The 26,002-nt window shown below is 47.6% G+C and carries 21 protein-coding genes; 10 read left to right on the plus strand and 11 right to left on the minus strand.

Annotation, left to right across the window (positions count from 1 at the left end):
- Positions 1–173 precede the first annotated feature (173 nt).
- Positions 174–500, plus strand: coding sequence for a PadR family transcriptional regulator (locus tag KK083_RS07395; RefSeq protein ID WP_254162048.1), 327 nt, complete (start codon positions 174–176; stop codon positions 498–500).
- Positions 497–3,223 carry an ABC transporter permease gene (locus KK083_RS07400; protein WP_254162050.1) on the plus strand — a complete coding sequence of 909 codons (2,727 nt, stop codon included), beginning with the start codon at positions 497–499 and terminating at the stop codon, positions 3,221–3,223. Before KK083_RS07395 ends, KK083_RS07400 begins: the two co-directional genes overlap by 4 nt.
- A 23-nt stretch (positions 3,224–3,246) precedes the next feature.
- Here the strand turns inward: KK083_RS07400 and KK083_RS07405 are convergent, their stop codons facing one another.
- Entirely contained in the window at positions 3,247–3,777 is a 531-nt protein-coding gene (locus KK083_RS07405) for a cysteine hydrolase family protein (protein ID WP_254162052.1), read from the minus strand.
- 39 nt (positions 3,778–3,816) lie between these two features.
- Complete coding sequence (locus KK083_RS07410; protein WP_254162054.1) at positions 3,817–4,689, minus strand: bifunctional helix-turn-helix domain-containing protein/methylated-DNA--[protein]-cysteine S-methyltransferase; 873 nt, start codon at positions 4,687–4,689, stop codon at positions 3,817–3,819.
- Positions 4,690–4,900: 211 nt separating this feature from the next.
- Between KK083_RS07410 and KK083_RS07415 the strand changes: the two genes are divergently transcribed.
- The gene (locus tag KK083_RS07415) at positions 4,901–5,545 is read left to right on the plus strand and encodes a dihydrofolate reductase family protein (protein WP_254162056.1); all 645 of its coding nucleotides are present in this window, start codon (positions 4,901–4,903) and stop codon (positions 5,543–5,545) included.
- 16 nt (positions 5,546–5,561) lie between these two features.
- On the opposite strand, the gene KK083_RS07420 is transcribed toward KK083_RS07415, so the two are convergent.
- Positions 5,562–5,978, minus strand: a complete 417-nt coding sequence (locus KK083_RS07420; protein ID WP_254162058.1) for a VOC family protein — start codon at positions 5,976–5,978, stop codon at positions 5,562–5,564.
- Between the two features lie 107 nt (positions 5,979–6,085).
- On the opposite strand from KK083_RS07420, the gene KK083_RS07425 reads away from it, so the two are divergent.
- Positions 6,086–6,472, plus strand: a complete 387-nt coding sequence (locus KK083_RS07425) for a VOC family protein (RefSeq protein ID WP_254162060.1) — start codon at positions 6,086–6,088, stop codon at positions 6,470–6,472.
- Between the two features lie 15 nt (positions 6,473–6,487).
- On the opposite strand, the gene KK083_RS07430 is transcribed toward KK083_RS07425, so the two are convergent.
- The 4 genes from KK083_RS07430 to KK083_RS07445 all read right to left on the minus strand — a co-directional run bounded on the left by KK083_RS07430 (position 6,488) and on the right by KK083_RS07445 (position 10,673).
- Positions 6,488–7,675 carry a DcaP family trimeric outer membrane transporter gene (locus KK083_RS07430; protein ID WP_254162062.1) on the minus strand — a complete coding sequence of 396 codons (1,188 nt, stop codon included), beginning with the start codon at positions 7,673–7,675 and terminating at the stop codon, positions 6,488–6,490.
- A gap of 61 nt (positions 7,676–7,736) precedes the next feature.
- Complete coding sequence (locus KK083_RS07435; RefSeq protein ID WP_254162064.1) at positions 7,737–8,750, minus strand: hypothetical protein; 1,014 nt, start codon at positions 8,748–8,750, stop codon at positions 7,737–7,739.
- Positions 8,751–8,766: 16 nt separating this feature from the next.
- Positions 8,767–9,972 carry a Dyp-type peroxidase gene (locus tag KK083_RS07440; protein ID WP_254162066.1) on the minus strand — a complete coding sequence of 402 codons (1,206 nt, stop codon included), beginning with the start codon at positions 9,970–9,972 and terminating at the stop codon, positions 8,767–8,769.
- Positions 9,973–10,109: 137 nt separating this feature from the next.
- A complete protein-coding gene (locus KK083_RS07445) occupies positions 10,110–10,673 on the minus strand; it encodes a hypothetical protein (protein ID WP_254162068.1) in 564 nt (187 codons plus the stop codon).
- Positions 10,674–10,893: 220 nt separating this feature from the next.
- Between KK083_RS07445 and KK083_RS07450 the strand changes: the two genes are divergently transcribed.
- From KK083_RS07450 to KK083_RS07460, 3 genes are all read left to right on the plus strand, one after another.
- Entirely contained in the window at positions 10,894–11,757 is an 864-nt protein-coding gene (locus tag KK083_RS07450) for a pentapeptide repeat-containing protein (protein WP_254162070.1), read from the plus strand.
- 406 nt (positions 11,758–12,163) lie between these two features.
- Positions 12,164–12,652 carry a hypothetical protein gene (locus KK083_RS07455; RefSeq protein WP_254162072.1) on the plus strand — a complete coding sequence of 163 codons (489 nt, stop codon included), beginning with the start codon at positions 12,164–12,166 and terminating at the stop codon, positions 12,650–12,652.
- Positions 12,653–12,914: 262 nt separating this feature from the next.
- Complete coding sequence (locus tag KK083_RS07460) at positions 12,915–14,189, plus strand: MFS transporter (RefSeq protein ID WP_254162074.1); 1,275 nt, start codon at positions 12,915–12,917, stop codon at positions 14,187–14,189.
- A 75-nt stretch (positions 14,190–14,264) separates the two neighbouring features.
- Here KK083_RS07460 and KK083_RS07465 read toward each other — a convergent pair whose 3' ends face one another.
- From KK083_RS07465 to KK083_RS07475, 3 genes are all read right to left on the minus strand, one after another.
- The gene (locus KK083_RS07465) at positions 14,265–15,380 is read right to left on the minus strand and encodes a phosphatidylinositol-specific phospholipase C1-like protein (protein WP_254162075.1); all 1,116 of its coding nucleotides are present in this window, start codon (positions 15,378–15,380) and stop codon (positions 14,265–14,267) included.
- 94 nt (positions 15,381–15,474) lie between these two features.
- Positions 15,475–17,220 (minus strand): RagB/SusD family nutrient uptake outer membrane protein, encoded by a 1,746-nt coding sequence (locus KK083_RS07470; protein WP_254162077.1) that lies wholly within the window; start codon positions 17,218–17,220, stop codon positions 15,475–15,477.
- 47 nt (positions 17,221–17,267) lie between these two features.
- Positions 17,268–20,279 (minus strand): SusC/RagA family TonB-linked outer membrane protein, encoded by a 3,012-nt coding sequence (locus KK083_RS07475; protein ID WP_254162079.1) that lies wholly within the window; start codon positions 20,277–20,279, stop codon positions 17,268–17,270.
- A gap of 447 nt (positions 20,280–20,726) precedes the next feature.
- On the opposite strand from KK083_RS07475, the gene KK083_RS07480 reads away from it, so the two are divergent.
- Entirely contained in the window at positions 20,727–22,271 is a 1,545-nt protein-coding gene (locus tag KK083_RS07480; protein ID WP_254162081.1) for a hypothetical protein, read from the plus strand.
- 660 nt (positions 22,272–22,931) lie between these two features.
- On the opposite strand, the gene KK083_RS07485 is transcribed toward KK083_RS07480, so the two are convergent.
- Positions 22,932–23,720, minus strand: coding sequence for a type I restriction enzyme HsdR N-terminal domain-containing protein (locus KK083_RS07485; protein ID WP_254162083.1), 789 nt, complete (start codon positions 23,718–23,720; stop codon positions 22,932–22,934).
- A 1,022-nt stretch (positions 23,721–24,742) separates the two neighbouring features.
- Here KK083_RS07485 and KK083_RS07490 point away from each other — a divergent pair.
- Both KK083_RS07490 and KK083_RS07495 read left to right on the plus strand, forming a co-directional pair.
- Positions 24,743–25,036: a hypothetical protein gene (locus KK083_RS07490; protein WP_254162085.1), complete on the plus strand. Its 294-nt coding sequence runs from the start codon at positions 24,743–24,745 to the stop codon at positions 25,034–25,036.
- 29 nt (positions 25,037–25,065) lie between these two features.
- Positions 25,066–25,914: a cyanophycinase gene (locus KK083_RS07495; protein ID WP_254162087.1), complete on the plus strand. Its 849-nt coding sequence runs from the start codon at positions 25,066–25,068 to the stop codon at positions 25,912–25,914.
- The last annotated feature ends 88 nt before the right edge of the window (positions 25,915–26,002 follow it).

Consider the following 26,002-nt stretch of genomic DNA (forward strand, 5'->3'; position numbering starts at 1 on the left):
CTGGTTAGCGTAAAATTCCCCTTGTGCATACCGTATTTTTCCCGTTCCAGGCATTTTGCCTGCCATGCACGCCGGCCTGTAACTCCGGGCAAGAGCCTCTCGAATGCTCTATTACTTACAATTTTGTATATATATTACTTATAATTTTGTATATTCGTCTTAAATAATGAAAAATGAGCCGGGTTATTGGAGAATTGGAAGAGCTTATTCTATTGGCGGTCTGGATCCTGGAAGGTGATGGATACGGCATTTCAGTAAAAAAGGAAGTGGAACGCCACACGGGCCGCTCTATATTATTGGGTGCCGTGCACATTACGCTCTACCGCCTGCAAGACAAGGGTCTGCTGGAATCAGAGCTTGGCGGCAGCTCTGAAAAGAGAGGAGACCGGCGGAAGCGACTCTTCCGGATCACTAAAAAAGGAATGGTACAGCTGCGGGCGTCGCAGGAGGTACGGCAAAAAATGTGGAGCCTGATCCCGCAACTCAAACCTGGGTCATGAGCAACCAAAGATCATTCGCACGCAGATTGGCCGGCACACTGATTGAACGGTGGGTGGGCCGCGCATACGTCGAGGAGTTTCTGGGCGACCTCGATGAAATGTATGAAGATCGCCTGGCAAGGGGAAAATTCATCGCCGAAGCAATGTATTGGGTCGATAGCATCCATCTGATCTTCGGCTTCTCGTCAACGGAAAAACAACAAAGTCATTCTATGTTTATCGGCAACATGATCAAGATCGCCTGGCGTAGCGCGGTGCGTCAAAAGCAATTCACCATTCTTAACCTGCTAGGCCTCACGTTGGGCATCGCCACCTGCCTGGCCATCGGACTGTATGTTTACGAGGAAAGCACTTACGATTCTTTTCACGTCAATGGCGACCGGATCTACCGGATCAATCAACCCATGATCTGGGGCGACTGGAACGAGCAGCTCTCCTGTATGGGCCCTGGCATCACCGAGGCGATCAGAGCCGAGATACCCGACTTCGAAGAGGTGACAAGAATTATGTTTGCAGATGAACAGCTGATGAGCGTGACCATTGACGATCAGGCAAAGCACTTCAATGAGGCGAAATACTTTATGGCCGAAGACAATTTCTTCAAGGTGTTCACCTTCCCGTTCCTGAAGGGCGATCCCAACACCGCGTTGAAAGAAGCCAACAGCATGGTGATCACCGCTTCAACGGCCAAACGGTACTTTGGTGATGCCGACCCCATGGGTAAGCTGATCGATGTTAAATCCCCAACCGGTACAAATGCACTCTTCACGGTTACCGGCGTGCTTGCCGATGTTCCCGCGCAATCACACCTGCAGTTCGATATGCTCGGCTCACTGGCTTCTGTTACAGGATTCGATAGTGGCCGGTCAACCTGGATCTGGACCATTTTCGGCACCTACGGAATGGTGAAGGAAGGAACGGATGTGGCGGCGCTGACAAAGAAACTTCAGGCGCTTCCTCCCAAGTGGGCTGAGCCAACAACGCAGGGAGTCTTCAATCAAACATTCGAGCAATTCACAAAAGGCCAGCCATGGACAATTTATCTCCAGCCCTTACGGGATATCTACCTGGCGAAGTCGCCAACCTTCAACCGGTTTGGTCCTTCAGGCAACCCGGAGTTTGTGATGATCTTCGGTGCTATTGGCGTGCTCGTGCTCTTGCTGTCGTCCATTAACTTCATGAACCTTTCCACGGCACGATCGAGCAACAGGGCCAAAGAAGTTGGTGTGAGAAAAGTGCTGGGCTCGGAAAAAAATACACTGGTGCGGCAGTTCATCGTCGAATCGGTTTTGTTTGTGACGGTGGGCACGGTGGCGGCATTGGCCATTGTACAACTTTCGTTGAATGCTTTTAATACCCTGGCTGAAAAACAATTAGTGTTGCTGCCACATTTTACCAGTCCGTATTTTCTCGGGGTCATCATCGCTTTTATATTGATCGTTGGGCTTGCCGCGGGAAGTTATCCGGCCTTGTACCTGTCGGCGTTCAAACCCGCAGAAACCCTGAAAGGAAAACTAAGGGCTGGCTTCAAAGGCACCGGCATCCGCAATGGCCTGGTGGTGTTTCAGTTCACGGTCTCCATCGCGCTGATCATTTGCACTTTCTTCGTTCAGAAACAGCTGAACTACACGCGCACCATAGATGTAGGCATCACCAAAGACCACGTGCTGCAGCTTTACAACATGCATCAGTTGGGTGAAGGCGCTGACGTGCTGAAGGCAAGGCTCGAAAACAATCCCGCCTTCACAGTGGTAGCCAAATCGGGTTTCCTGCCACCCAACGTCTGGACGGGCGACCGTTACAGGGCAGAAGGTCCGAATCAACCCGTGGTAGATCTCCACTACATGCGCTGTGACGAAAATTACCTGCCGTTGCTCCAGGCGGAGTTTATCATCGGCCGGAACTTTGATCCTGCCAACGCCGCGGACAAATACAATATTATCATCAACGAAGAAGCTGCCAAGGTTCTGGGCTACGGATCGAAAGAAACATGGCGCGAGAATTCGCCATTGGGAAAATCCGTTGTGCAGTCGTTCGGCTCGGAAGAGAAGCTCCAGATCATCGGTGTGGTCAAAGACTTTAACTTCAACAGTGTGAAGCAAAAGATCGGGCCCTTGCTGATCATGCGCAATGACAATGACAAACACTGGAGCTACGGCGCAGGTTTTCCTTCGTACCTGTCCATGCGGCTCAACCCTGGCTCGGTCAGCAGCGGAGACGAGCTTCAGCGGATCATCGACGGAGTCAAGGCAGAGGTCGCGAAGGTAGATCCCGCCGTCACGTTCCAGTACAGTTTTATGGATGAAGAGTTCGACAACACTTTCCGTGAAGAGCGAAAGATGAGCGTCATCCTGAACCTGTTTACCGTGCTGGCGATCGTTATTGCCTGCCTGGGGTTATTCGGACTGGCTGCATTCTCCGCCGATCAGCGAAAGAAGGAGCTGGGCATCCGGAAGCTGCATGGCGCCAGCGTTCGTCAGCTGGTGTTCCTGTTCTCGTCAGAATTCACCAAGCTTGTGGCACTGAGCATTGTGATCTCAACACCACTTGCATACCTGGCAACGGACTACTGGCTCAGCAACTTCGCTTACAGAACACCGATCAATATCTGGGTGTTTATGGCCGCAGGTGTCACGGCCATGTCGATCGCAGCCTTCACCGTTGGCTTCCAGTCATTTTCCGCGGCCAACGCCAACCCGGCGGAGGTGCTGAAGAATGAGTAGTTAAAGCGTGAGCCGAGCTCGCCTCATATAATGGTTGCGCCCATGTTCATGAGTTGCAGCAAGGCACTTAAGCGAACTTCTTCTACCGTCAATGCGCCCAGCGAAGCGTGCATGATAGCACAGGCACCGGTAGCATGCGGGTCCAGTGAAACATGAAGATCACGCATAATGGCTTCGCGCGCCGTGGTGGAAACGCACCCATGTGTATAGAAGCCAACGATGAGCACAGCGTCAGTGCCGAAAGCGCTGAGCCAGTTGCCAATGTCCGAACCGGTAAAAGCACCATAGACATTTTTGTGAAATTCCTTCTCGAGGTCATTCTCAGGCAATGGACCCAGGCCCTCATAGAATGACGCGCCCCAGGTGCCGGGAACAAAAGCAAGTGATTCTTCTGGCTTGTTAAAATGCCGCACCCAGGCGATCGGGGTTTTTGCCACGCGCGCCTCGCTCACATGTTTTTTAATGGCCTCTATCGCTGAAAGATAATTGGGTACAGGTCTTTTTCCGTTATCGGAGAATTCATTTTGTGCATCAATGACGATGAGCGCTTTCATATTGTTGAATTATGTTGATGCAAGGTGTGGCGGGAATCGTCAGCCGGCAATCCAGTTCTTGCTGATGTTGGCTCCTTCCCAACCGATCATGGCAAGCTTGCGCACTTTGCCAAAATGATAGTTGCCCAACGAGCCTTCTTTGGTGATGATGCGATGACAGGGGATCAGGTAAAGAATGGTATTGGCGGCAACAGCTGAGCCAACAGCCCTTGTAGCATGAGGCTGCCCGATGATCTCGGCGATCTGCTGAAAAGAAGCCAGTGAGCCGAAAGGTATCTTCACCAGTGCTTCCCAAACTTTTATTTGAAAATCGGTTCCTCTCACCAATAGTTGCAGGCTGTCGTGGGCAGCATCACCTGCCTGAGCCGGCCCGCTGGCAAAGATGCGGTGGATATAACCTTGCGTGTAACTGGGTTTGTGTACCAGCTTCGCCAGCTTCCATTGCCTGGCGAACAGCTCAAACTCGTCCCTGCTTTTTTCCTCATCGATGAACTTCAGGGCGCATATGCCTTTTGATGAAACCGCTATGAAACACATCCCGAAAGGTGAAGCATGATACCCGTAAAAGATCTCGAGGTCTCTTCCCTCGCTCTTGTACTGCTGCGGACTCACACCTTCTATCTTCACAAACAGATCATGCACCCTCGATTGGCTGGAGAGACCGGCCAGCTCCGCGGCATAGATCATGTTTTCAGTCTCCTTGATCTTATGCTTCAAATAATCAAGCGTGAGATACTGCAGAAATTTCTTGGGACTGATGCCCACCCAATCCGTAAAGACCCTTTGAAAATGGAAGGGACTCATGTTCACCTTTCCGGCGATCGTATCCAGGTCCGGTTGCTCCGTAAAGCTTTCGGATAAATAGCTGATCGCTTTTTCAATCCTGTAGTAGTTTACGATCTTATCAGACATAATCGTCAAACGTAATTAACTATCAACCGGTTGGCGAATTAGTACATCCTTTCGGATGAATACAATCCAGATCTTGCTATTCAGATGGCGCAAATCCCTCTCTAAAATGCCGTTTATACACCCTATGTTTTGTGTATATTCTTCTGAATTTTGAAACGAAGGCCGGATAGATCGGCGAAACCGGTAATTAATAAATCTAAAATTGTAGTGTATGAGCAAGGTTAAAGTAGCAGCATTTTCAGTCTCCCTGGATGGATTTGGAGCCGGCGTGGAACAAAGTTTAAAAGACCCACTCGGCGTAAGAGGTGAGGAGCTTCACACGTGGATCGTTGGAACAAAAACGTTTAATCGCATGGGTGGCAGGGACGGCGGAAGGGAAGGAGTGGACAATGACTTCGCGGAGAGATCGATGGAGAATATCGGGGCGTGGGTCATGGGCCGCAATATGTTCGGACCGGTTCGCGGACCCTGGCCTGACAACGAGTGGAGAGGCTGGTGGGGTCAAAAACCACCGTATCATGTTCCCGTATTTATTTTAACCCATCATCCAAGAAAGTCTGTTGACATGGAAGGCGATACCACGTTTCATTTTGTTACAGGAGGCCTCAGATCTGCGCTGGAAGAGGCAAAAAAAGTAGCCAACGGTAAAGACATACGCATTGGTGGTGGTGTTTCAACCATCCGTCAATGTTTGCAGGCAGGTTATATCGATGAAATGCACCTGGCAATCTCTCCGGTTTTTCTGGGCTCCGGCGAACACTTATTTTCAGGACTGGATCTGACTGCCCTGGGTTTCAATCAGGTTCAGAAAATAAATGGCGAGGATGCAACGCACATTATTTTGGCAAAGAAGTAGTGGTTGTCTTTCGTATTTAAACATTCGGAAAGGGATTGTCCATAAAAGCGATCTCCCAATAGTAACCATCGAGGTCTTTTATATAACCGCTGTAGCCTCCCCAATCCCTTCGATGCGGTGGATCGGAAACAGTGGCCCCGGCAGTCACGGCCTGCGCTATGATCTGATCAACCTCCTGCGGGGTTTTTACCATATGGCCAAGGCTAAATCCTGGAAATCCTGTTCCATCGTTTTTGGTGTTTCCATCTTTGGCAAGCTTTTCTTTTTCAAACAGGCTCAGCCAGGTGCCTTCCAGTTGAAAGAATGCGATTTGCAGATCTCCATCGCCCTGAATGCCATCTTTTGAAGGAAATCCCATTCCCTCTTTGTAAAAGGCGAAAGACTTGCGCAGATCGTTGACACCGAGGGTGATCACGGTAATTTTAGGTTTCATGGTTGAATGGTTTTGTTCAGGAGTTCCTTGCCGACTGTACAGTACAGCAATGTCAAATTATTTAATTTTGTCGAAGCGTTTATCTAAATTATATAAACGATACACTTATGACTGTAAGAGCTTGTATACCCGTAATTCCCAGCGCCGACCTGGAAAAAAGCCTGCATTTTTGGGTTGAGGGCGTTGGTCTTACGATGGATCGGCCAATGCGACACGACGGCAGACTGATCGGCTGCATGGTCTCCAACGAACACACCTGTTTCTGGCTCAACGAACGGGAAGGAACAACGGTCAGTCCCGAGGGCTATGACGGCATCAAACTTTACTGGACACCGGCAGACATCCATGAGATGAGAAGTCGCCTCACGCAACTTGGATTCGAGGTGTCGGCCATCGAAGATAGAGATTATGGCCAATCCGAATTCTTTGTTACGGACGATGACGGTCACTCACATTGTTTTGGTGTTGCCACAGATTCGATAAAAAAAGTATAGCCGGAAAGTTGGTGCTCATTGTCTTAGGTCCGGCGCCCGTTTCACCTTGTGTGAAAAATTGAATTTGAAGGCACATTGGATCTTATTGGCCACCGCGTGAAAATCATCGCTGAAATTATCTCGTCTTCCGTATTGATATTCGATGCCGAACAGGGCGTTTTCAACCGGGTAGTACCGCAGGTTGATCAGTATGTATTGTCCCTTTCTAAAAGCATCGTGGGCTTGGAGGTCTGAATTTGTGATGGTCAGCACAGAATAACCGATGGAGCTTTTGAGCTTTGGCGCCCAGTCAATTTCGGTGAACAAAAAAAATCCCCATACAGGAAGCGCTTTACCTTTTACGGGCGATGTAGAATTTCCGGAATTGTTCTCTAAAGCCACATCGGGTGACGGATCAGCTATATAATTTTCAAAACCCTCTCCGAGCTCGGCTTGCATCTTAAATCTTGTGCGCCTGGTTCCATCGATGACGGTACTGACATTGACACCCCACCCGATATCGCTCCCGCTTAAATGATAGGCCGATGTGTCTGACTGATCCTTCCAACGGAGATATTTTACAATGCCTGCCATTTGTGTATAGCCCCATCTCCACTGGTGCCGGTAATGCGATGCCACATTGGGTAATGGAAACTGCGGTCTGGTATTCGCGATGTCTACCGTGTTGGCGTAATCAGTTCTGTCTGCTGTGCCTCCTGGCCTTTCGAGTGCAACTGCAAACCTGTTGGTGGTTGTGCGCACGGGTGTGTACCGGAGCTGTATGTTCAAAAAAAAGATCCTGGAGCTTGGTCCCCAGTAATCCAGCGTAACGGGAAACACATCTGTATCCATAAAGGTAGAAGGGGTCTGGCCTGCCAGGAATTTTCCCAGCTGACCGAAACCGTTCACTAAATGAAGGGTGGTTTGGCCGGCATCTTTTCCGAAACCAAAAAAATCAAAATCGAATTGTGTTTTTAGATCACCCAGCGATGTTTTGGTGACGCTTCTTACACCAACTCTTGTTTGCCTTACACTGATAAAATAATTTCCGGCGGGTGCGAATTCACCTTTGTGCCCGGGTAGTTTGGTGGGCCGCATCACATCGAACCATGCCGGGTCAATGGTATTGAAATTGTAACCTGCATCTGTCAACACATATCCGTATACTTCGAAGCTGTTCTGATCGTTTTGCGTAAAACCAAAAAACGGAAGCAATGAAGCCAAAATGTAAACCCCGAGGGTTTTGCACCGATTTGTTGCCACGATCATTGCTTCAGTTATGACATTATTGCGTGGCCAGATTTCTCCAGAAACGTTCAAGGCTTTGGTCTCCTCCGAAAAGTGTAGTGAAGATGGTAGAGTCGGCCAACAGAATATCACCCGCTCTTTCTGCATTGGGAGGCATCCACAAAAACATATTAAACTCCCGGTTGCCTGCTTCTATAAAAGGATGCGGGTGCGTCATGTCTATCGGCTGGCGGGCAAGCACGTGAATGAGCCCAGGGTCGTCGGTTGTAACAGCATAATGCGGAAGATGCATGTGAAAATTAAAAGTGCTGACACCCTCGAGCCAGCCGCGCTTATCGTAGTCCAGTTGCCTCGAGAGTGGTACCAGTTGATTTTTCGTTCCTTTCATTGTTGCCGGCCTTAGGCCAAACCTGTTTTCTACAGGAACGCCCAACCCTTTCATCAGCGATCTGGTGTATTTTCCAAAGCGTTGCTGGCGTGGCACCAGCGGGTCGCCATGATGCATGTATTCCAATTGCCGCTGACTTAGATCTTCACAAAAGCCTACATCGTGGTGCGGGCCGAGGATCAGGCAGGTGCCTTCTTTTTTTAAGAATTGTTTTAGTGCGTCGATCTCGTCCTGCGAAGCTTCCTGTTCTGTTAGCACGTGATCAAGGCCGAATACAAGGAGTGTATCCGTGTCGTCAAGTATACGTTCATCTATCGGCAGTCGCTGGCCGGCCTGGTCGATGCGCTGGTAGTCGGGAACAGGATAGCCGGTGATGCTCTCAATAACCTGCTGAAATCTTACGATGCTGAGATGGAAAAGCTCCAATGTTCCTGCAATACCTTGTAAAAATTGTTTTTCGGAAAATTCTTCCGATTCATACAAAGGCCATCCAACCCTGCGCACTTCCGTCAGGGTTGAAAAACGATTGTCAAGTTCGGTTACATCCCTGTTCGCTTCCCACGGGTAGCTCCATGTCCAGTAGATACTAAATCTTTTTCTGCCGCTGCTATACTTGCGTGGTTTAAATATGCCGTTGTAAGCACGTGGTGATGGATAGCTCATGAGATCGGTTGTTAAATTATTTCAGCGTGGCAAGGTATTTCAGCGCCCTTATTCCCGGCAAAAAGAAATAGGCACCTCCCGTAACAGTAGTGAAAGCGTTGAGGCCCTTTACCTTCTTTTTAATGGGCCGTTTTGGAATGGTCATTTCGAACGCACCGTTTACACTTCCGGCAAAGGGATCATTTTCGTTCAGCGCTTCAAACTCCGGGTCATTGGCCCACACAGAGATCAGGAACTCGAATTGCCTGGAGAGGTCGGCGCAGCCCGCGAAAACGGCAATACCCCGGTTGGCGCCGTCATCAGGAGCATCGTCAGGAAGATAAGGACCATAAGTGCCACCCCTTCGGATGATGAGCCTTCGATCCATGATCCTCGATACCCTGGTGTCACGTACATTCATTCTTCTGATATGCGCACCAATGGGACAGGCATACCCGTGCGGATCCATTTTTTCATAGTCAAAATTGTTGTTCCTTCTGTCATCAAATCCCAATGCGCGATCGTCTCTTTCTGGCGACAACACCAGTGGCGCTCCGGTTTTTCTCCACCGGCCCATCAGTTTTGCCGCCACCAGTTCCTGCTCCTCTTCTGTTTTTCCATTGGCCCTCAGAAATTCGCGGAAGGCCCCAACATGCTCGCGCATCTTTCTATAGGCAAGAAAGCTTCCGTTCCTTGAAAGAATTTCCGGCCGGGGTTGATCGGGGATCAGGCCTGTTTCGTCAGGGTATCCAAGAAAAAATTCTCCGGGTTTACTTGCCTTCGGCGACCCGGGTGTCGGTTCGATTCCCATTCCCTCGATGACAGGAGTGGTGAGGCGATCGCGATAACCGAAGTGTTCGTGCACATAATCATAAGGAGGTACTGCTTCCAGCAGCAGCGATGAAAGTATCTGTACATCGGGATTATCTTTAAGATAAGCGTCATGCCTGGTGACACATCGTTTTCTTTCCTCCTTGTCTTTAGCAAAGAGTATCACTACTGCATGGAGATCTTTACTGGTGATGTTGTCTTCCCAGTGATCAGGATGATGGATGCCGGTATCACCAAGAATTGATGCACGGGCGGCCATCCCCTGGCGGAATGGTTCCGGAAATGTTGCAAGCGAAGCTTCGTCAAGTCCCAGCCTGCGCAAGCCCTCAAAGGTAAAAGCCAGGCTTATCCACCGCATGTCAGATTCGTTTGCGGCCATCACGGCCCTGGCGGTACCAACAATATCAGTCAAAGCGTTTATCCATTTGCGCCCACCGGCAGCGGTGCGAAAAGTCATAAAATTATATTGCGCAATAGAAGCGTTTGGACGTGTTAGGAGATAATGTTGGATATCTTCCAGTTCGAGCATTGTGTTTATTTTAAAAGGGTTTATTGCATCTGGTCCAGCATCTCTGTAAACGCTTCTTTCAGCTTCAGCGCTTTTTTTACTTCATCGGCCGAAACATAAGGGTATTCGCCATACTCCAAAAAGCTGGGGCAATGATGCTCGCGGAAAAAGCTGATCACAGCGTTAACGTTGGTTCTCCAATCTTCAGGCCACCCCTCCAGGTTAACGAACACAGTGGTGATGCCTGTGGCGTTGAAGAGGGCCACGGCGTCTTCGATGTATTTATCAAAATCGGTATCAAAAATTCCCTGGTACATAAAGTGTAAACCAGAGCCTACATCAAATAAAACCCACCGCAGGTAGTGAAGCTTAAGGGGCGCAAGAACATCAGGACTCGCCTTGACGGCCTCTTCAATGGTTTTGCCATAGTCGCGAATAGCCTGCTCTTTGCCGGGTTTAACCTTGGCAATGACGGAAAAGCCATAGTTGGCAGGTGTCTGCGGAAAAACGGGACCGTAACGACCCTCTTCCTTTTCAAAATAACCTTCCTTGGGAATAGAAAGTGCGGCGGGCGTTGCCCAGCCATCTTTTAAGGTGTGTACCATAATTATTTTGATTTAATTAATTGACAAACAATGATAGCTAAAACCGTTGCGCTGATTGATGAAGACCGGTATGTTTTACGGCATATAACGGTATTTTACTTTGCTCCAGGAAATTTTTGATCTAACTATACATGGGCGGCAACTCCTGCATATTAAATATGAGGATGTGGAGTCGAATGTGATTTTCCGGGTGCTGATAAAAAAATGAAAGCGGAAGCTTATGGGTAAGACAATGCGGGCGGTGAACAACGATTTCTCGGGAAAAAACCTCCGTAATACTTCATTCAAAAATGCTGACTTGCCCAATGCTTTGTTTCTTAAGAGCGACTTGCGCGGCGCAGATTTTAGCGGAGCGAACCTGGCCGGGGCCAAATTTGAAGGGGCGAAAACGGGAATTACGCCCTTATACACGGTGCTTATATTCATCGCTGTGTTGGGAGTGTCTTTGCTCTCGGGATACATAGCAATGCTTACCGGCCAATTGATTCAATCCATGATCCAATCACCCAAACAAAATGTTTGCATAGCCGGATACCTGTCAGCTGTGATCATCACTGTTTTTGCGGTGTTTTCAACCTGGCGTGGTGTTGGATATGCCGTCAGGCAATTGATCGCTCCGGTGTTACTTTCCGCGATGGCGCTGGTGGCGATTGGCTATCTCACAGGACTCGGAGATGGTCATGCGATGCGCTATTTGATCCTCTCATTGGTGCTGATCGTTGCCATGTTTGTTGTTGGAACCGTTGCACGCGCACTGGCCGGTTCATTATCTGTATTGATATTTTGGGTCGTTGCCGTGCTCGGTTCGGTTTATGGAAGAAGCCTGGGTGGCGGAATCGGTACGGTAGTGATGGCCATAGCCTGTGCACAAATCAGCAAGCGTGCACTCAATGGCGATCATGGGTTTGAGGTGTTGAAAAATATGGCATTATCCATGACTGCAAAATTCGGCACCTCGTTCAGGAATGCCAAACTTGATAACGCTGATTTTTCACATGCAATACTCCGCAATGCCGACTTCACAAATGCCCGTACCCCGCTCGTGCGATGGGGAAATAGCAAAAAAATCAATTGTAAAAAATAATAAACCATTGCGCCTGGCGCTATCAGGGAAGCCCTGCTTGTGCGTACCCTTTGCTCGAAGACTTGCATCAGAAGTATTGGGAATGGGTATACCTATGCCTGGCGCAAGTCTTCTGGCTTGCGCGATGGCATGCGGGTGACTTGTGCCTGAGCTCCGTTTAAGTCTTTAGACTTCATTTTCCCAGACAGATTCAGCAGTCAGAAGACTGCAATCATGAAAGGCACAAGTCCTGCTTGCGCGCATACCTCTGCAGGAAGACTTGCGCCAGCTGGGTGGGTGAGGAGAGTGTATCTAGCCCGGGTGTGCAGTCCATTAAAAATAATCATGAACCCAGGTACTTAAATCTTGTGAGTCTAGTGTTTTACAACACAATTCTACCTATCTTCCTTACATAACCCTAAAATTTATGGCTATCAAAAATTGGTTAATTGCAATGGTGCCTGCATTGTGGTTAGTTGCTTGCGAGGAAGATCCTGACACCAAGTCTCAAAACACATTTACATTTAATTCAAAGGTATATGCGGCAGAGGCGATACGCTGTGATGTCAGGTCCTCTTATTATTTAATACAAGCTTCTATTGGACTTCCCAGTGAGTCAAGGTACTCATTTTGTGATGTGAAATTTTTTGGAAGTAATAGTACCTTGCCGGTAGCGGGAACCTATAAAGTTGTTGCAGGTGCCACACCGCCGAATACGCTGCCACTTTCTGATGAAGTCGTTATCACGATAGCTGTTGTAGAGACCAAAAATACAGGCGCTGAAGAAGGACAATCAGGCACACTTACAGTAACGTATGTCAATAACCGACCTGTTTTAGATTTTACTGCTGTTGTGGTAAAGAACAGTGGAAACAATCTTTCCAGCACTGCCTCAGGACATTTTGGCTGTCAATAGAAATACTGGGGCGCTCTTTAGATTTCATTTCTCAATAGATTCAGCAGTCAGAAGACTGCAATGATGAAAAGGCACAAGTCCTGCTCGCGCGCATACCTCTGCAGGAAGACTTGCGCCAGACGCGTGTTTTGAAAACACCTTCTATATCATGTGGCTGGCGCAAGTCTTATGGCTTGCGCGATGGCATGCGGGTGACTTGCGCCTGAAAATCCGTAAAGTCTTTAGACTTCATTTCCTCAAACAGTTCCATTATATTCACCCAATGGAGAAACTTACTGTACCGTCGCGCTGGTATCGTCTGATCCCTGTTGCGTTCATCACTTACAGCCTGGCGTATCTCGACCGCGCTAATTTCGGTTTTGGTACGGCGGGCGGCATGGCCACAGATCTTGGTATCGATCAACGCACCTCTTCCTTGCTGAGCTCGCTTTTTTTCCTGGGCTATTTTTTCTTTCAGATCCCGGGTACGTTGTATGCCGTTCAGCGAAGCGCCAAAAAGCTGATCTTCTGGTCGCTGATCTTATGGGGAGCGCTGGCAACGGCAACCGGTATGATCAACGATGTGAGGGTGCTGATCGTGATCCGGTTTATGCTTGGCGTTATGGAAAGTGCCGTGATGCCGGCGATGATCATTTTGCTGAGCCGTTGGTTCACCAAGTCAGAGCGTTCACGCGCCAATACCTTCCTGATCCTTGGTAACCCCGTTACAATTCTCTGGATGTCCATTCTTTCAGGCTATCTCATCAACGCTATGGGGTGGCGCTGGATGTTTATCCTGGAGGGCTTACCGGCGATCGTCTGGGCCTTCATCTGGTGGCGTATTGTTGATGACACACCTGAAAGGGCTACATGGCTTACTTCCGACGACAAGGCAAAACTTCAGCAGGTCCTGGAACAGGAACAGCAGAACATCAAACCGGTAAAAAATTATGCGGAGGCCTTTCGCTCACGTGTGGTCATCCTTTTGTCGCTCCAGTATGCATTCTGGAGTGTAGGGGTTTACGGATTTGTGATGTGGCTTCCTTCCATCATCAAAGCGGCTCCCGCTATGGATATCGTCAAAACGGGATGGCTATCCGCCTTGCCTTATGTGTTTGCCATCGTGGGCATGCTGGTGGTATCTCATTATTCTGATAAGCTTCAGCGACGCAAGGAGTTTATCTGGACCTGTCTCCTGATCGGCGCTATTGCCTTTTACGGATCCTATCTTATTGGCGGCGATAATTTCTGGCTTTCATTCACATTGCTCACCGTCGCGGGCGCTGCCATGTACGCACCTTACGGGCCTTTCTTTGCCATGATCACTGAATCTCTCCCGAAACATGTAACAGGCGGTGCGGTTGCACTGATCAACAGCTTCGGCGCCCTGGGCTCGTTCGCCGGTTCTTACTTCGTCGGTTACCTGAATGGGACCACCGGAGGCTTCGGTGCCTCTTATAACTTCATGGCTTCAGCGCTGCTGATCTCCGTGGTGTTAACGCTCGTGGCAGTGAATGGCAGGCAACATCGCGAAGTTGCAAGTCCCGATGTTGCATAAATTTTTTGTAACCTCACCTTAACTCAAAAAAAGCCCCATCATTGGGGCAAATCTTTTGGCTATGTTGGGAAGGTCTCACTTCAACTCACATGCCGATGATTTTACAAACACCGGATTGCATCGGCTGTATTTACCATCAAAAACAATTTCAAAGTCTTTGTTGGGACTCAGTGATTTCAGATAATAGTCTGTGGTGATCACTTGCGCGCCAGAACGGATGGCTGCTTCAAACCTGCGCTTGTCTCCGGTTCGCGCCTCTCTGGTGTCGGCATCAGAACGGGTGCGTACCATAAACCCTTGCTTTACCCGTGCAGCGATATCTTTCTCCTGCTCGATGGGATCGTTCATGATGAAAAAAGCCGCATGTGGATTCTCTGAGTCGGTATTGGCGAACATGGGTCTTGCATAGGCTTCATCTCCTGTTATGTACAAGTCCGTGAGATCTTTTCCGGCATCCAGTACAAAAAGTATTTTTCCCCTCGCTTCGGCAAGATCTGGCCAGCCTTTATCCACGATTGCCTTTCTTAACGTTTTTTGTTTTCCTTTTACCTGTTTCGGCGTGATCAAATGATCCACATCCAAGACCTTAAGAATTTCCTTATCGAGTGCGTCCAATACTTTTTTATCAAACGGGATAACTTTTGCAAAACCAGGCTTGTCAAGTCCTGAGGTTTTGGGATTGATGGTAATGATGATCGGAAGGTGATCGCTATGTGACTGCGACCAGTCCTTAATGTCAGATAGACACGCCTTGAAGGTAGCGCAATGACTTCTGAAATCGATATCAGGCACATGAAGCACTTTGAAGCCAGGATCTTTCATGGCCTCCGGGTTGTAAGGCATGGCCTGCACGCCCTGGGCGTTGAGCATGTCAAGTCCTTTCGGATGTGAGAACCGACCGCCCTCCGGATCGTAGAGCACATCTATCTCCAAACCTCTCAAGCCAAGATCTAATTGTTCCGTAAGGGAAATGTGTGCATAGTCTAATCCTTTTGCTTCAGGACGTTCTGCCAGGATCAAATCCATCAGCGGCTTTTCGATACCGATCTTGTAACTGTTATGACTGCCGATGACCTGCACCTGGTTCATCTTCAGGTGAACGGCGCCCCCGGAGTGCTGGCCTCTCAATGCGGCAAACGACAGGCAAACGAATACTACTGTTAAAGTAAAGTGTTTATGTAAGTGGTTCATAGGTGATGTACGATGAGGTAAAAAAAGGTCGAAGGCTACACTGAGCTTTCGACCTTTCATGATCAGCTTATTTTTTTAATCGGCTGACAACTTTCTAGTATCCCTGATTTTGCACCAGGTATCCTTTTTCATTGGAAGCACCGTCGATTGCTCTCTGAGGGATCGGGAACAACCTTTTGCGCACATCGGTATCGGTCTTGCCTGTCCAGATCCCTTCGTATTTGCCAAACCGTATTTGATAGGTCCGTCTCAGGCCTTCCCAGTACAGCTCGAATCCTGATTCGCGGAACAACGTATTCAGGTCAATAGAAGTCAAAGCTTTGGGCGTTTGCGCAGGCCGCGCGGTTCTGGAAGTTCTCAGCGTATTAACATCCGCCAGCGCTCCGGCGTTGTCGCCATTTCTCAGCTTGGCTTCGGCACGCATCAGGTAGACCTCTCCCAACCGGATCAACACAATGTCTACGCTGCTGTAAGAGCAACAATTGGTAGCGGTATGGCTGAACTGGTATTTCGAAAACCTGTGACCTGTGTTGTGCAGACTTCCCTGTTCCGTAAAATCGACATTGAGCGTATGATCTACATAGCGGAGGTTTGCGCCGCTGGTTCTTCTGTTGATCACGGGATAGATCCTTACCTTTCCATCGTCGCAGGTCATAATTTTACCGGTGGCATCTTTTCTGGGGCCCCATATCACACCACGAATAATTCCTCTGTCGATCTCAAACTTGGTAGCGTCCACACAATAGTAATGATTCGCGTCATTCAGAGGCGTTACGCCTGTAAGATCTTTGAGGGCGTCAGGTATAACGGTGTTCTTCTGATAAAAACGGGCATCTGTCTCGGCCAGATCGGCGCTGCCATAAGCATCAACCCAGGTTTGAATAAAATCAGGAGTGGCTGCCGCGGCATCGGTTCCCCTGGTGCTTGGAAATTCCGGTCTTGGAACCTGGTCACCGGAGATCGACCAATAAGCCCACCTGCTGTGCTCGGTTTCAAGCACACCTCTTTGGTCTTGTGCAAAAATAATTTCCGGGTTCGTGTGGTTATTATCGTTGAACAGATCGAAGTATTCGGGTGACAATGAATGAGACCCTGAAATAATGCTGCTTGTATACTGTATCACCTTATCCATATCTTCTTTCTTAAAATCAGGTACGCCATAAGGATCGCGATACACGGCAGCGTTCAGGTATAAACGGGCCAGCAAAGCGCGTACAGCGTCCTGGTTAAGTCTGCCGGAGCCGTTGTCATTATTCATAACATCCACCACCGACAGAAGCTTACTTTCAATATAATCGACTGCCTTTTGCCCCCTGAGAAGCTCGGACGTCTGGTTCGGATTGTCTTTTTTGAAAACAAGACCCCAGTTGTCGAGCGCCAGCATGTTGAGGTATGCCTGCATGGCTACCATTTCATAAAGCGCATGCTGTGCCGCCTGGTTACCCTTGCCAACTTCTTCCTTTAACTTGTCTTCTGCAACTACCGCTCTCGACAGGCATATTGTGATGTAAGTCCAGGCATCTGTTACCAAAGCGTTGCTGGGGGTCACAAGATGCTGGTGAACCGCTATGTACTTGCCGCCGTCATACCAGTCAGTACCGCCACGGAAAGGAAGGATCGCCTCATCGGAAGCAACTTCCTGAAGTCCGAAATTTACCGTATGCATCCACACCTGGCGGAGAAGGCCATACACGGGCGCGATCGATCCGCTGACAACTTCTGCCTGGCCTGTTCCGGTCAGAGACTCGTCGAGAATATCTTCCTCCAGGGAGGTACAAGCGAAAACTGCGAGTAAGAATATACCTATCGGCAGTGCTTTATTAAATCTTATATTTTTCATCTGATTTCTTTTTCTAAGTGTTATGAAGAGAATCGTTCGTTTTCCTGTCAGAAGGTTACATTAAGACCGACCATGAAAGTTCTTGCCTTTGGATAAGTGAAATAGTCTACGCCAAAGGTTTGAATACCTCCTGAGGTTGTTCCTGTATTGATCTCAGGGTCATATCCGGAATAGTCTGTTATGGTGAACAGGTTTTGACCGGTTACTGACAGGCGCACATTCTGGAACACGTTTGACAGGCCGATCTTGGATGCGCTCAGGTTATATGCCAGTGTGGCGTTATTCAATCTCAGGAAAGCCCCACTCTCCAAATAACGTGTGGATACGGTATTGGCGTTTGTAATTGCCTCATTAGGATACTGAACCGCAAAAGCCGTGGTATTGTTGGATTTGGTCAATAGTGGCCTGGTGAACAGGCTCATGGCCGTATGATTGTATACCTTGTTTCCCGCCACGCCATTGAAGTTGATACCCAGGTCAAAATTTTTGTACTTCAGGTTCAGGTGATAAGCATACATGAGCTTGGGAATAGCGCTGCCCACCACGCTCCGGTCGTTGTCGAGGTCTGCACCATCCGGAACATTGTCCTTGTACCTATTGAAGCCGTCTTCACCAATACCTTCAAATTCCTTCATATAGAAGGCACCTATTGGCTCGTTGTTGATATAGCCATTGATGGTGGCGCCAGTCTGGCCGGCGCCCTGGGCCACGCCTGTGGTCAGCACCGTATAGGGAGAGTCTTTTACTTTGTTTTGAATGAAGGTGATGTTACCGCCTATACTATAGGAGAAGTCTCCGCGTGTATTGCCATTATAATCCAACGTGAGCTCGATGCCGTTGTTTTGGATTTTCATATCCCGGATGTTGGTCCAGTATGTAGCGGTAGGCTGAACAGGATCGGCAGGCACTACTTCCAGGAGGATATTGGATGACTGCTTATTGAAGTAATCCACACTACCGCTCAATTGATTGTGAAACATCGCGAAGTCAACGCCTGCATTTATTTGAGTAGATACCTCCCATTGCAGATCGGGGTTCGCTATACGTGTAAACACTATTCCATACGGGTAACCGCCAATAGAAGTGGCGTTGGGATCGATGGGATACGTGTTATAGCTTGAGGTACCTGTTGCTAAACGGTCTTCCGAATAGCTGCCTTTTGTGATCTTGGAGGGGATCTCCTGGTTACCCGTTTGACCCCAGCTTGCACGCAGCTTCAGGTTGTCGAAAAGCGGGCCGTTCATGAAATTTTCATTGCTGATATTCCAGCCCAGCGCAACAGAAGGGAAATAACCATACTTATTGTTTGCGCCAAACTTCGAAGATCCATCGGCGCGAAGGGTTGCCGTGAACAGGTACTTATCGTCGTAGCCGTAGTTAAGTCTTCCGAAGTATGATTGCAACTCGTTCTTAACGGCAGAGGCGGTCACTGACGTAGGTGTATTACTTGGGGTAGGCGTGGTTGGACTGGTATGGTCCTGGTACCTGGGGTCGATATTATTATTGGCGAAGCCGTTGTAGTTAAACGTCCTGTTCTCTTCCAAGAAGTTTTGGTAAGAATGCCCGGCCAATACCGTAACGTTGTGAACACTTTTATGCCAGTTATAAGTAAGTGTATTCTCTACCAGCTTATTGGTGTTGGAGGCGATGAGCGTGGAAAGTGTGCCGTTTGAAACATTAGACTCATTGATAACAGCCGGGTAGGGTTTGTACTGCTGGTCTTTGACGGTAGCGGAGTAGTCAACGCCGAGGTTCAGCTTATAAACAAGGCCGTCGAGTATTTCTACAGACGGTGCGATGCTCGCCAGAATGCGGTTATTGATGGCCTCATCGCTATAGAGCTGATACCTTTTCAGGGGATTCAGGGCATTGGTAGGCAACAGGGTAGGCTCACCATCGGTATATGCCGGAATGGTGGGGTTCAGGTTGATCATGTCACTGAGCGTGGAATTGATGCTCGGGCGCAAATTTTCCGTGTGAGACGCCGTGAGGTTGTAGTCTATATTCAGCCTGCCGTTGATCGCTTTTTGATTCATGTTCAGCTTGCCGGAATAACGTTTCAGGTCGCTTTTCTTCAGGATGCCTTCCTGGTCCTGAACGCCGACGGATGCATAATAGGAGAATTTCTCTGTGGCTGCGCCGCCGATGGAAAAGTCGAACTTTTTTGAAAGGCCTGTTTGAGTCAATTCATCCTGCCAATCGGTGTTTCCCCCCAGGTCGGTCAAAGTTCCACCTGCGGCCACTACCTGCTGACGGAACTCGTCGGCACTGAACACATCTATTTTATTAGACAGGGATGACCATGCCGCGGAAGCAGAGAAATTCATTTCTGTTTTTCCGGATCTTCCTTTCTTCGTGGTGATAACCACAACCCCATTCGATGCCCTGGCACCATATACGGCTGTAGCGCTGGCATCTTTCAGCACGTCTATGCTTTCAATATCGGCGGGGTTAAGAAAGTTCAGGGGGTTGGTGTCAACGCCCTGCGTTGAATTGTCGAGCAAAAAGCCATCCACCACGTAAAGAGGTTGTGTTCCGGAGCGCAAGCTTCCGATGCCACGGATAATAACGTTTTGCGCAGCACCGGGCTCACCACTCGTGCTGGTCACGTTTACACCTGAAATTTTTCCCTGTAAAAGCTGCCCGGGGTTGGTAACAACGCCCTGGTTGAAGCTTTCACTCTTTAAAGAAGTGATGGCACCCGTTACATCAGATTTTTTCTGTGTACCGTAACCTACCACCACAAGCTCTGCCAATGTCTGGGCGCTGGAGACGAGCGACACGGAAATTTCTGACTGATTTCCTACCGTCACTTCCTGTGTTTCAGTACCAACAAAGCTAAAAACCAGAACGGCATTTGACGATGATACAACGATCCTGTAGTTGCCCTCGGCGTCACTCACGGTTCCGTTTGTCGTGCCTTTTTCGTGGATGTTAACACCAGGCATCGCCACGCCGTCTGCATCTTTTACTTTTCCTGTCACTGTTTGCCCTTGCAGATACAGGTGGTCTTTTGCCAGTACATGTTGCGGAAGGCAGGCAAGGGATAACGATCCCACTGCCAGGAAGCACTTTAAACTGAGTGCTCGCAGTTGGCTCCCCGGACGGAGCAGGTGGTACAAAGTTTTCATTGAATAAGGCGTTAAAGGTTATAAGATGAATGATTGTTTTAGCCTGGTCTCCAGGCCTAATGAAAAATACAAAATAAAAGAGGAATTGAGAGCGGAAATGAAACTCTATGTTAAGTTTAAGTTAGTGATCCACTAAGATTTTGGCGGTGGGAGGGGGGAATAGTTCATGTGGAGTGCACTGGGACTTACTGGCTCAAGAATTATAAAATTCCCATGAGCCATTTCGAATCTCGATTAATTTAGATACTTTGGGGTGAGCCCATCATTCCGGTCTTTAAATACAGGACTAGGAATGAGTGGGCTTTTTCATTTCATGGACCGGAAACAAATTATTAAGCCAAATAAGCAATAACATCTACGTTTAAAGAAACTCCTATGAGATTAATCACTATCTGTTGCATCCTGCTGATTCACTTTGGCCTTTATTCACAAGACACTAAGAGGAAACTATACAAGGAAAAAAATAGCAAGGGCATTGTCGAAGAAGTAGCCTTTGATAAAATGATCTCCCGGTATATCACCTATGCAATTACTGGTGAACAAAATCCTACGGCTGGTATAAAAGTCGATCTGGCAAAGGCAACTGGTACGCTTACAGGATACATTATTAACGAAAAAGGGTTTGATGTTTTGATCGATGTAGGTTTGGGCGTGACGGAGGGAAGTGCTGCGATATTCGATAGCTACAAAAACCTGCATTCGGATTTCAATGCCACAGTGAATTTTGTTTGGACTCCGCGGTGGTCCTCCGCATTAATGTACCCTAAGATTGCCGATGTCGTTCGAACATCCCGGCAGATTTTCAAGACAAATCTGTATACTAACAAGACAGATTCGTTGTTGACTGTGCTTTTGATTATAAAGGCGAATAAATTGAAAGTTGAAGACAGTAACGGAAACTTGTATCCATTTTCTGCAACGGACTACCTCAATGAACAATTGCTTGATTCTAAGCTGGTGGGGGATGAGGAATATGACGACGCAATCAAATATATAAAAAGCATCATAGCCAACGAAGATCAGATAACATCTGATGGATTTAAGGACGAGGATACTGTGAAATTATCATCAACACAACAGCAACTCCTTCGCGATCTTGCCAAGCGTTATGTGCCGGAAATAAAAACAAACAAGCTTGTGTTCATGTACAAAACACTTTCCTTGACAAAAGCAAGATCTGACTTAATGCTTGCAGATCTTATTAGAGCCATGGGTAAAATCATCAGCGGGCGTGATGAAAATGTGAACTATCAGCTTGCGCTGGCGGAAAAGTACTGGACGGTTAAGAATCTGAAATGGGTAACTTTTACTCCGTTTGTGAGACGTCAGGGATTTTCGTTGTTCGATCAAAGTGCGTTGAACAGAACTGATACCTCCAGCGTCACCTTCGGACTAGGAATAAGATTCAATCAATTGGTGGATTGGCGAACCGGGTTGTTTCACTGGAAAGCTGGCCTCGATTTCTTTCGGGCCAACAACCTGACCGATTTTACAAAAGTCGAATACGTGCAGCGGGACTCCCTCACCTCCGACAAAGGCAAATATCTTTATTCGGAAAAGAAAGGCGTGAGTTATACTGGTATGACACTTGATCGCGATTTCGGAATTGCGTTCTCCATCGAAGCGTATCTGTTCTTGTCAAAACGAAACTTCTTTCCGGGCGTATATGTCAAGTATGACATTACTCAATCGAAGGTTCTTAAAAATGATAATGTCTCTGTGATAGAATTCGGGTTTCCATTCAATATCAACTCACCTGATAAAAGTAAAAGCGCATTGTCCGTTGCACCGTATATGCGGTTCGCAAATCTTAATGCAGTTGACAATCCGGAAATCGCTAATGAAATTGAACGAGACGATTTTCAGATAGGCCTTCGTATAGGACTTCCGATTAATATCGCTAGCAATGGAATGAAATAGCACGACTAAGTCGAGAGCGGGGAACGTGTGTAGACTTGTTCACCCCAACAGGTTCGGCAGTCAGAAGACTGCTGGTGTGAAAGGCACAAGTCCTGCTTGCGCGTATGCCCTTTGCTGGAAGACTTGCGCCAGGAAAATTCGGTTATTTCTCAAGTTTTCTCGGAAGTATTTTCCATGGCCCATAAGCAGGTACGATACCTGTTCCTCCACAAGCCGAATGCCAGTGCGACCAGGCTTTACCTCCTGTTCCATCACAGCCACTGCAGACCATTAATGGACCTTCATGTTGTATTGCTAGTATTCCAGTTCCACCACATGGCTCATGCCAGTGCGGCCAGGATCTTCCTCCTGTTCCTTCACAGGAAAGACATTGAACTATTGAAACCCCTCCGGGATTTAGTTCAATAATTGTAATCTTACTCATGTGCTCAAATCTTTTAGTTGTTTGGTATCCGTGTTATTTTACAACAACGAAGCCGGTTTCTAGTTCTCTTGGTCTACAGACATCACATCCACTACATGAATTGAGATCGTTATTACAAACCATGCCTGGCGCAAGTCTTTTGGCTTGTGCGATGGCAGGCGGGTGACTTGTGCCTGATCTTCTGTAAAGTCTTTTAGACTTCATTTACCCCAACAGATTCGGCTGTTTCTATGCCTCTAATTGTTTTGCGCTTCGGTGATAACAGGTAAGTCTATTTCCGGCGCAGCCGGAAGAGGACGTACAACCGCTTTGATTTTAGACTTCGTCTTTTTTGCTCCGATCATCTTGATCTTTTCAAGATTCACTGGTTGACAGATTACTGTGTTGAGTGCATTCTTGATTTCAATTTCTTCAAACTTGCTTTTGTACTTCGCTTTTAATTCACGTCTTAAAAGATTGATCACTTTGTTGTGGTATAACAATCCAGCGATAGTGTAGGTTTCTAGTGCTGAGAATCGGTTCCAGAGAAAGTCAAGGCTTTTCTTGATAACACCATCTCTGCACAGATATTGAAGCTGTTCAACGCTTTCCTTGATCTTGCTGCTATCGCTGAGATCAACTTTGAAAACAAGTTTGGATTCAATGGGCTTAGTGAACAGGATCTTATACAAATCAAGTTCTCTTCCATTGGTAAGTACCGCCCATTCTACACCCTCGTTCGCGCCGTAGTTGATTGCTTGACGAAGGTGTTTATCGGAGAGATCGAGTGACAGGGCTTTGACTTCAACCAAGAAATGGCGTGTCCCTTTCGTTTGGATCATGTAATCGGCATACGTGCCTCTGATCATGTACTCCGTTTTGATTTCATCAAGCGATTCAAAACCTAACACATTGCTGAGAAGATCATTGACGAGTAGCCGGGTTCCTGATTCGTCCAGGTCGCCAAGCTGTTTTTTGCCGAAGTATTTCTTTTGAAATGTTTTTAGGCTGGCTATAAGCCTTTGTTTTTTACTTGTGGGGAGCATAAGCGAAAGGGGTTTAGGTGGAGTAAATACAAAAGCCCATCATCCGCCAGTTCTTTGATGGCAGTGATGGGCTCCTCTACGTATAAAATTAGATTTTCTTTGACTGAAACCAAAGTTATGTTTGAGCCTCAATTGCATTAATTGGTACTTTATTGTTTGGATAGTAATACAGAACTGGCGTCAATACTTTGTACTTACTTACCAAAAACCATCTTTCATGGGTATGACTAGTTCCCTGAGAGTCCGAAATACATAATATCTCATTTCTAAAAATCGACCAATAACTAATCAGTTGTGAGAATAATTTTTTGCGCATTTGATTCCGTTTACTCATAAAACCAACAGTCAGAAGACTGCCATTGTGAAAGGCACAAGTCCTGCTTGCGCGCATGCCTTTGCTGGAAGACTTGCGCCAGGCGAGGTACCTCGTAAAAATTAGCACATTTTATATTGAATCTTAAAGTCTTATATACACTATAAGAACACTTTAGTGAAATTTGACCGTTATTGGCGCCTATTGTGAAAAAACGATACTGAAAATATCATGAAGGAGAACGGGAAAAAATTATCAGAACTAACAGACCAGGAATTGTTACAAGAGGCAAAAAAAATAAAGTCAGCTTCCATCACTAATGCGGTGCTGGTTGGATTTCTGGTAGGAATTGTGTTCTACAGTATTATGAAAAACAGCTTGGGATTTCTTACACTAATCCCTTTGTTCCTTTCGTATAAATTGATCAATAATTCAAAGTATAATAAGAAGGAATTGGAAGCCCTTTTAAAAGAACGGAATTTGATATAATCTATGGGCCGTTGCCGTTTGGCATAGGTGTAAGTATCTTGCAGCTAAGGACGTAAACCAGGCCCAAACATCAGATTCCTCATTATGTATTGCGATTGTTATGTATTGACGCGCACCAGAACCAAAGAACTTGCTTACCGTTACCTGAACACTTTTGCTCCGGATAGAGAGGCGCTGTCAGACGCATAAGAAGTGCCTTATGTGAGGGAGGTGACCACGCATGAATTCGACAGATGAGCTGATCGATTATTTGATAGCCAATCCTACGGACCGTTTTTCAATTTCCTGGAGGAACAAAGACAGGAGCACAGGTCTTCATAACATCGACCTGTTCTTTACGAATGACGGCCATTTGATTTTAGGGTTGTCATGCATCGCGAATGACGAAGAGGCGGATGAATGGCTAAAGAAGATAATGGACTTTTGCCGAGAGACAAATGGTTACATAACGTTCGAGCAACCTCCGCCGCTGAACGCAACAGACTTTTTAGCGATAGTTGCAAGCCTCAAATAAATTTTACTTCAACTCCAACACCGTACCGCATGAGACTACAGAAAGCATTTTTGATCGGTTCAGCTACTTTGTTTCTTAATTTCTGTTCCGCGCAAACAGGTGCAGTAGAAAATTCCGGAACCCTTATTATAACAAGCGGTGGAAAAACTGCTGACTCGCTTTTTATAAAAATGCTGGGAGGGCCAGACGCCAGTGTGATCTTCATCCCCACGCCGGCATCTTCACTGCGATCTGACTCTGGGGTGATCTGGAACCCTGATCAGGAGGAAAACAGAATGGAATTCAGGCGTGAGCTGATGAAACGCTTCAAGGTTAACGACGTCGTTGTTCTGCACACGCGTGACCGTAACGTGGCTAACAGTGAAGCGTTTGTAAGGCCACTGCGGCAAGCCAAGGCTGTTTGGATTTCCGGTGGCAACCCTGGACGATTTATGGCGGCTTACCTGGGTACGCTGTTCGCGAAGGAGCTTGAGGCATTCCTTAATCGTGGAGGGATCCTTGCCGGTGAATCCGCCGGCGCCATTGTGCAAGGCTCCTACACGATAAGAGGCAACCCTGACAAGCCTGTGCTCATGGCGAAGGGCAGCGAACGTGGCCTGGGAATTCTAAAAGCAGTGGCTATCAATCCCCATCTGAGCAGCGCCAAACGTGAAAACGAACTGGTTACCATCATTGACACATATCCTGATCTGCTGGGTGTTGGCATTGATGACGATACCGGCTTCATTATTCAAAACGGTATTGGAAAGGTCTTTGGAAAAGGAAGAGTAGCCATTTACAACAACACAAAGTATAAGAGCGGCTGGTATTATTGGCTCAAGCCCGGTGATGAGTTTAACTTTCTGAAACGTGTTCCGGTGAACGTGACTCCCGAGTAGCTGACAGTACTCATATATATACAACCCCCTCATTAGGGGTAGGCCTGACTTTCGGCGTCTTCTCAATAACATGTTGGCGCGTTTATCA

Source organism: Chryseosolibacter histidinae, from assembly GCF_018598225.1.
In the GTDB taxonomy this organism is placed as follows: domain Bacteria; phylum Bacteroidota; class Bacteroidia; order Cytophagales; family Cyclobacteriaceae; genus Chryseosolibacter; species Chryseosolibacter histidini.

Coding starts and splice junctions, on each gene's coding strand:
- KK083_RS07490 (WP_254162085.1), top strand. CDS start 24,743: ATGAATTCGACAGATGAGCTGATCGATTATTTGATAGCCAATCCTACG.
- KK083_RS07415 (WP_254162056.1), top strand. CDS start 4,901: ATGAGCAAGGTTAAAGTAGCAGCATTTTCAGTCTCCCTGGATGGATTT.
- KK083_RS07470 (WP_254162077.1), bottom strand. CDS start 17,220: ATGAAAAATATAAGATTTAATAAAGCACTGCCGATAGGTATATTCTTA.
- KK083_RS07460 (WP_254162074.1), top strand. CDS start 12,915: ATGGAGAAACTTACTGTACCGTCGCGCTGGTATCGTCTGATCCCTGTT.
- KK083_RS07410 (WP_254162054.1), bottom strand. CDS start 4,689: ATGTCTGATAAGATCGTAAACTACTACAGGATTGAAAAAGCGATCAGC.
- KK083_RS07450 (WP_254162070.1), top strand. CDS start 10,894: ATGGGTAAGACAATGCGGGCGGTGAACAACGATTTCTCGGGAAAAAAC.
- KK083_RS07435 (WP_254162064.1), bottom strand. CDS start 8,750: ATGAGCTATCCATCACCACGTGCTTACAACGGCATATTTAAACCACGC.
- KK083_RS07485 (WP_254162083.1), bottom strand. CDS start 23,720: ATGCTCCCCACAAGTAAAAAACAAAGGCTTATAGCCAGCCTAAAAACA.
- KK083_RS07425 (WP_254162060.1), top strand. CDS start 6,086: ATGACTGTAAGAGCTTGTATACCCGTAATTCCCAGCGCCGACCTGGAA.
- KK083_RS07395 (WP_254162048.1), top strand. CDS start 174: ATGAGCCGGGTTATTGGAGAATTGGAAGAGCTTATTCTATTGGCGGTC.
- KK083_RS07455 (WP_254162072.1), top strand. CDS start 12,164: ATGGCTATCAAAAATTGGTTAATTGCAATGGTGCCTGCATTGTGGTTA.
- KK083_RS07445 (WP_254162068.1), bottom strand. CDS start 10,673: ATGGTACACACCTTAAAAGATGGCTGGGCAACGCCCGCCGCACTTTCT.
- KK083_RS07495 (WP_254162087.1), top strand. CDS start 25,066: ATGAGACTACAGAAAGCATTTTTGATCGGTTCAGCTACTTTGTTTCTT.
- KK083_RS07420 (WP_254162058.1), bottom strand. CDS start 5,978: ATGAAACCTAAAATTACCGTGATCACCCTCGGTGTCAACGATCTGCGC.
- KK083_RS07405 (WP_254162052.1), bottom strand. CDS start 3,777: ATGAAAGCGCTCATCGTCATTGATGCACAAAATGAATTCTCCGATAAC.
- KK083_RS07465 (WP_254162075.1), bottom strand. CDS start 15,380: ATGAACCACTTACATAAACACTTTACTTTAACAGTAGTATTCGTTTGC.
- KK083_RS07480 (WP_254162081.1), top strand. CDS start 20,727: ATGAGATTAATCACTATCTGTTGCATCCTGCTGATTCACTTTGGCCTT.
- KK083_RS07400 (WP_254162050.1), top strand. CDS start 497: ATGAGCAACCAAAGATCATTCGCACGCAGATTGGCCGGCACACTGATT.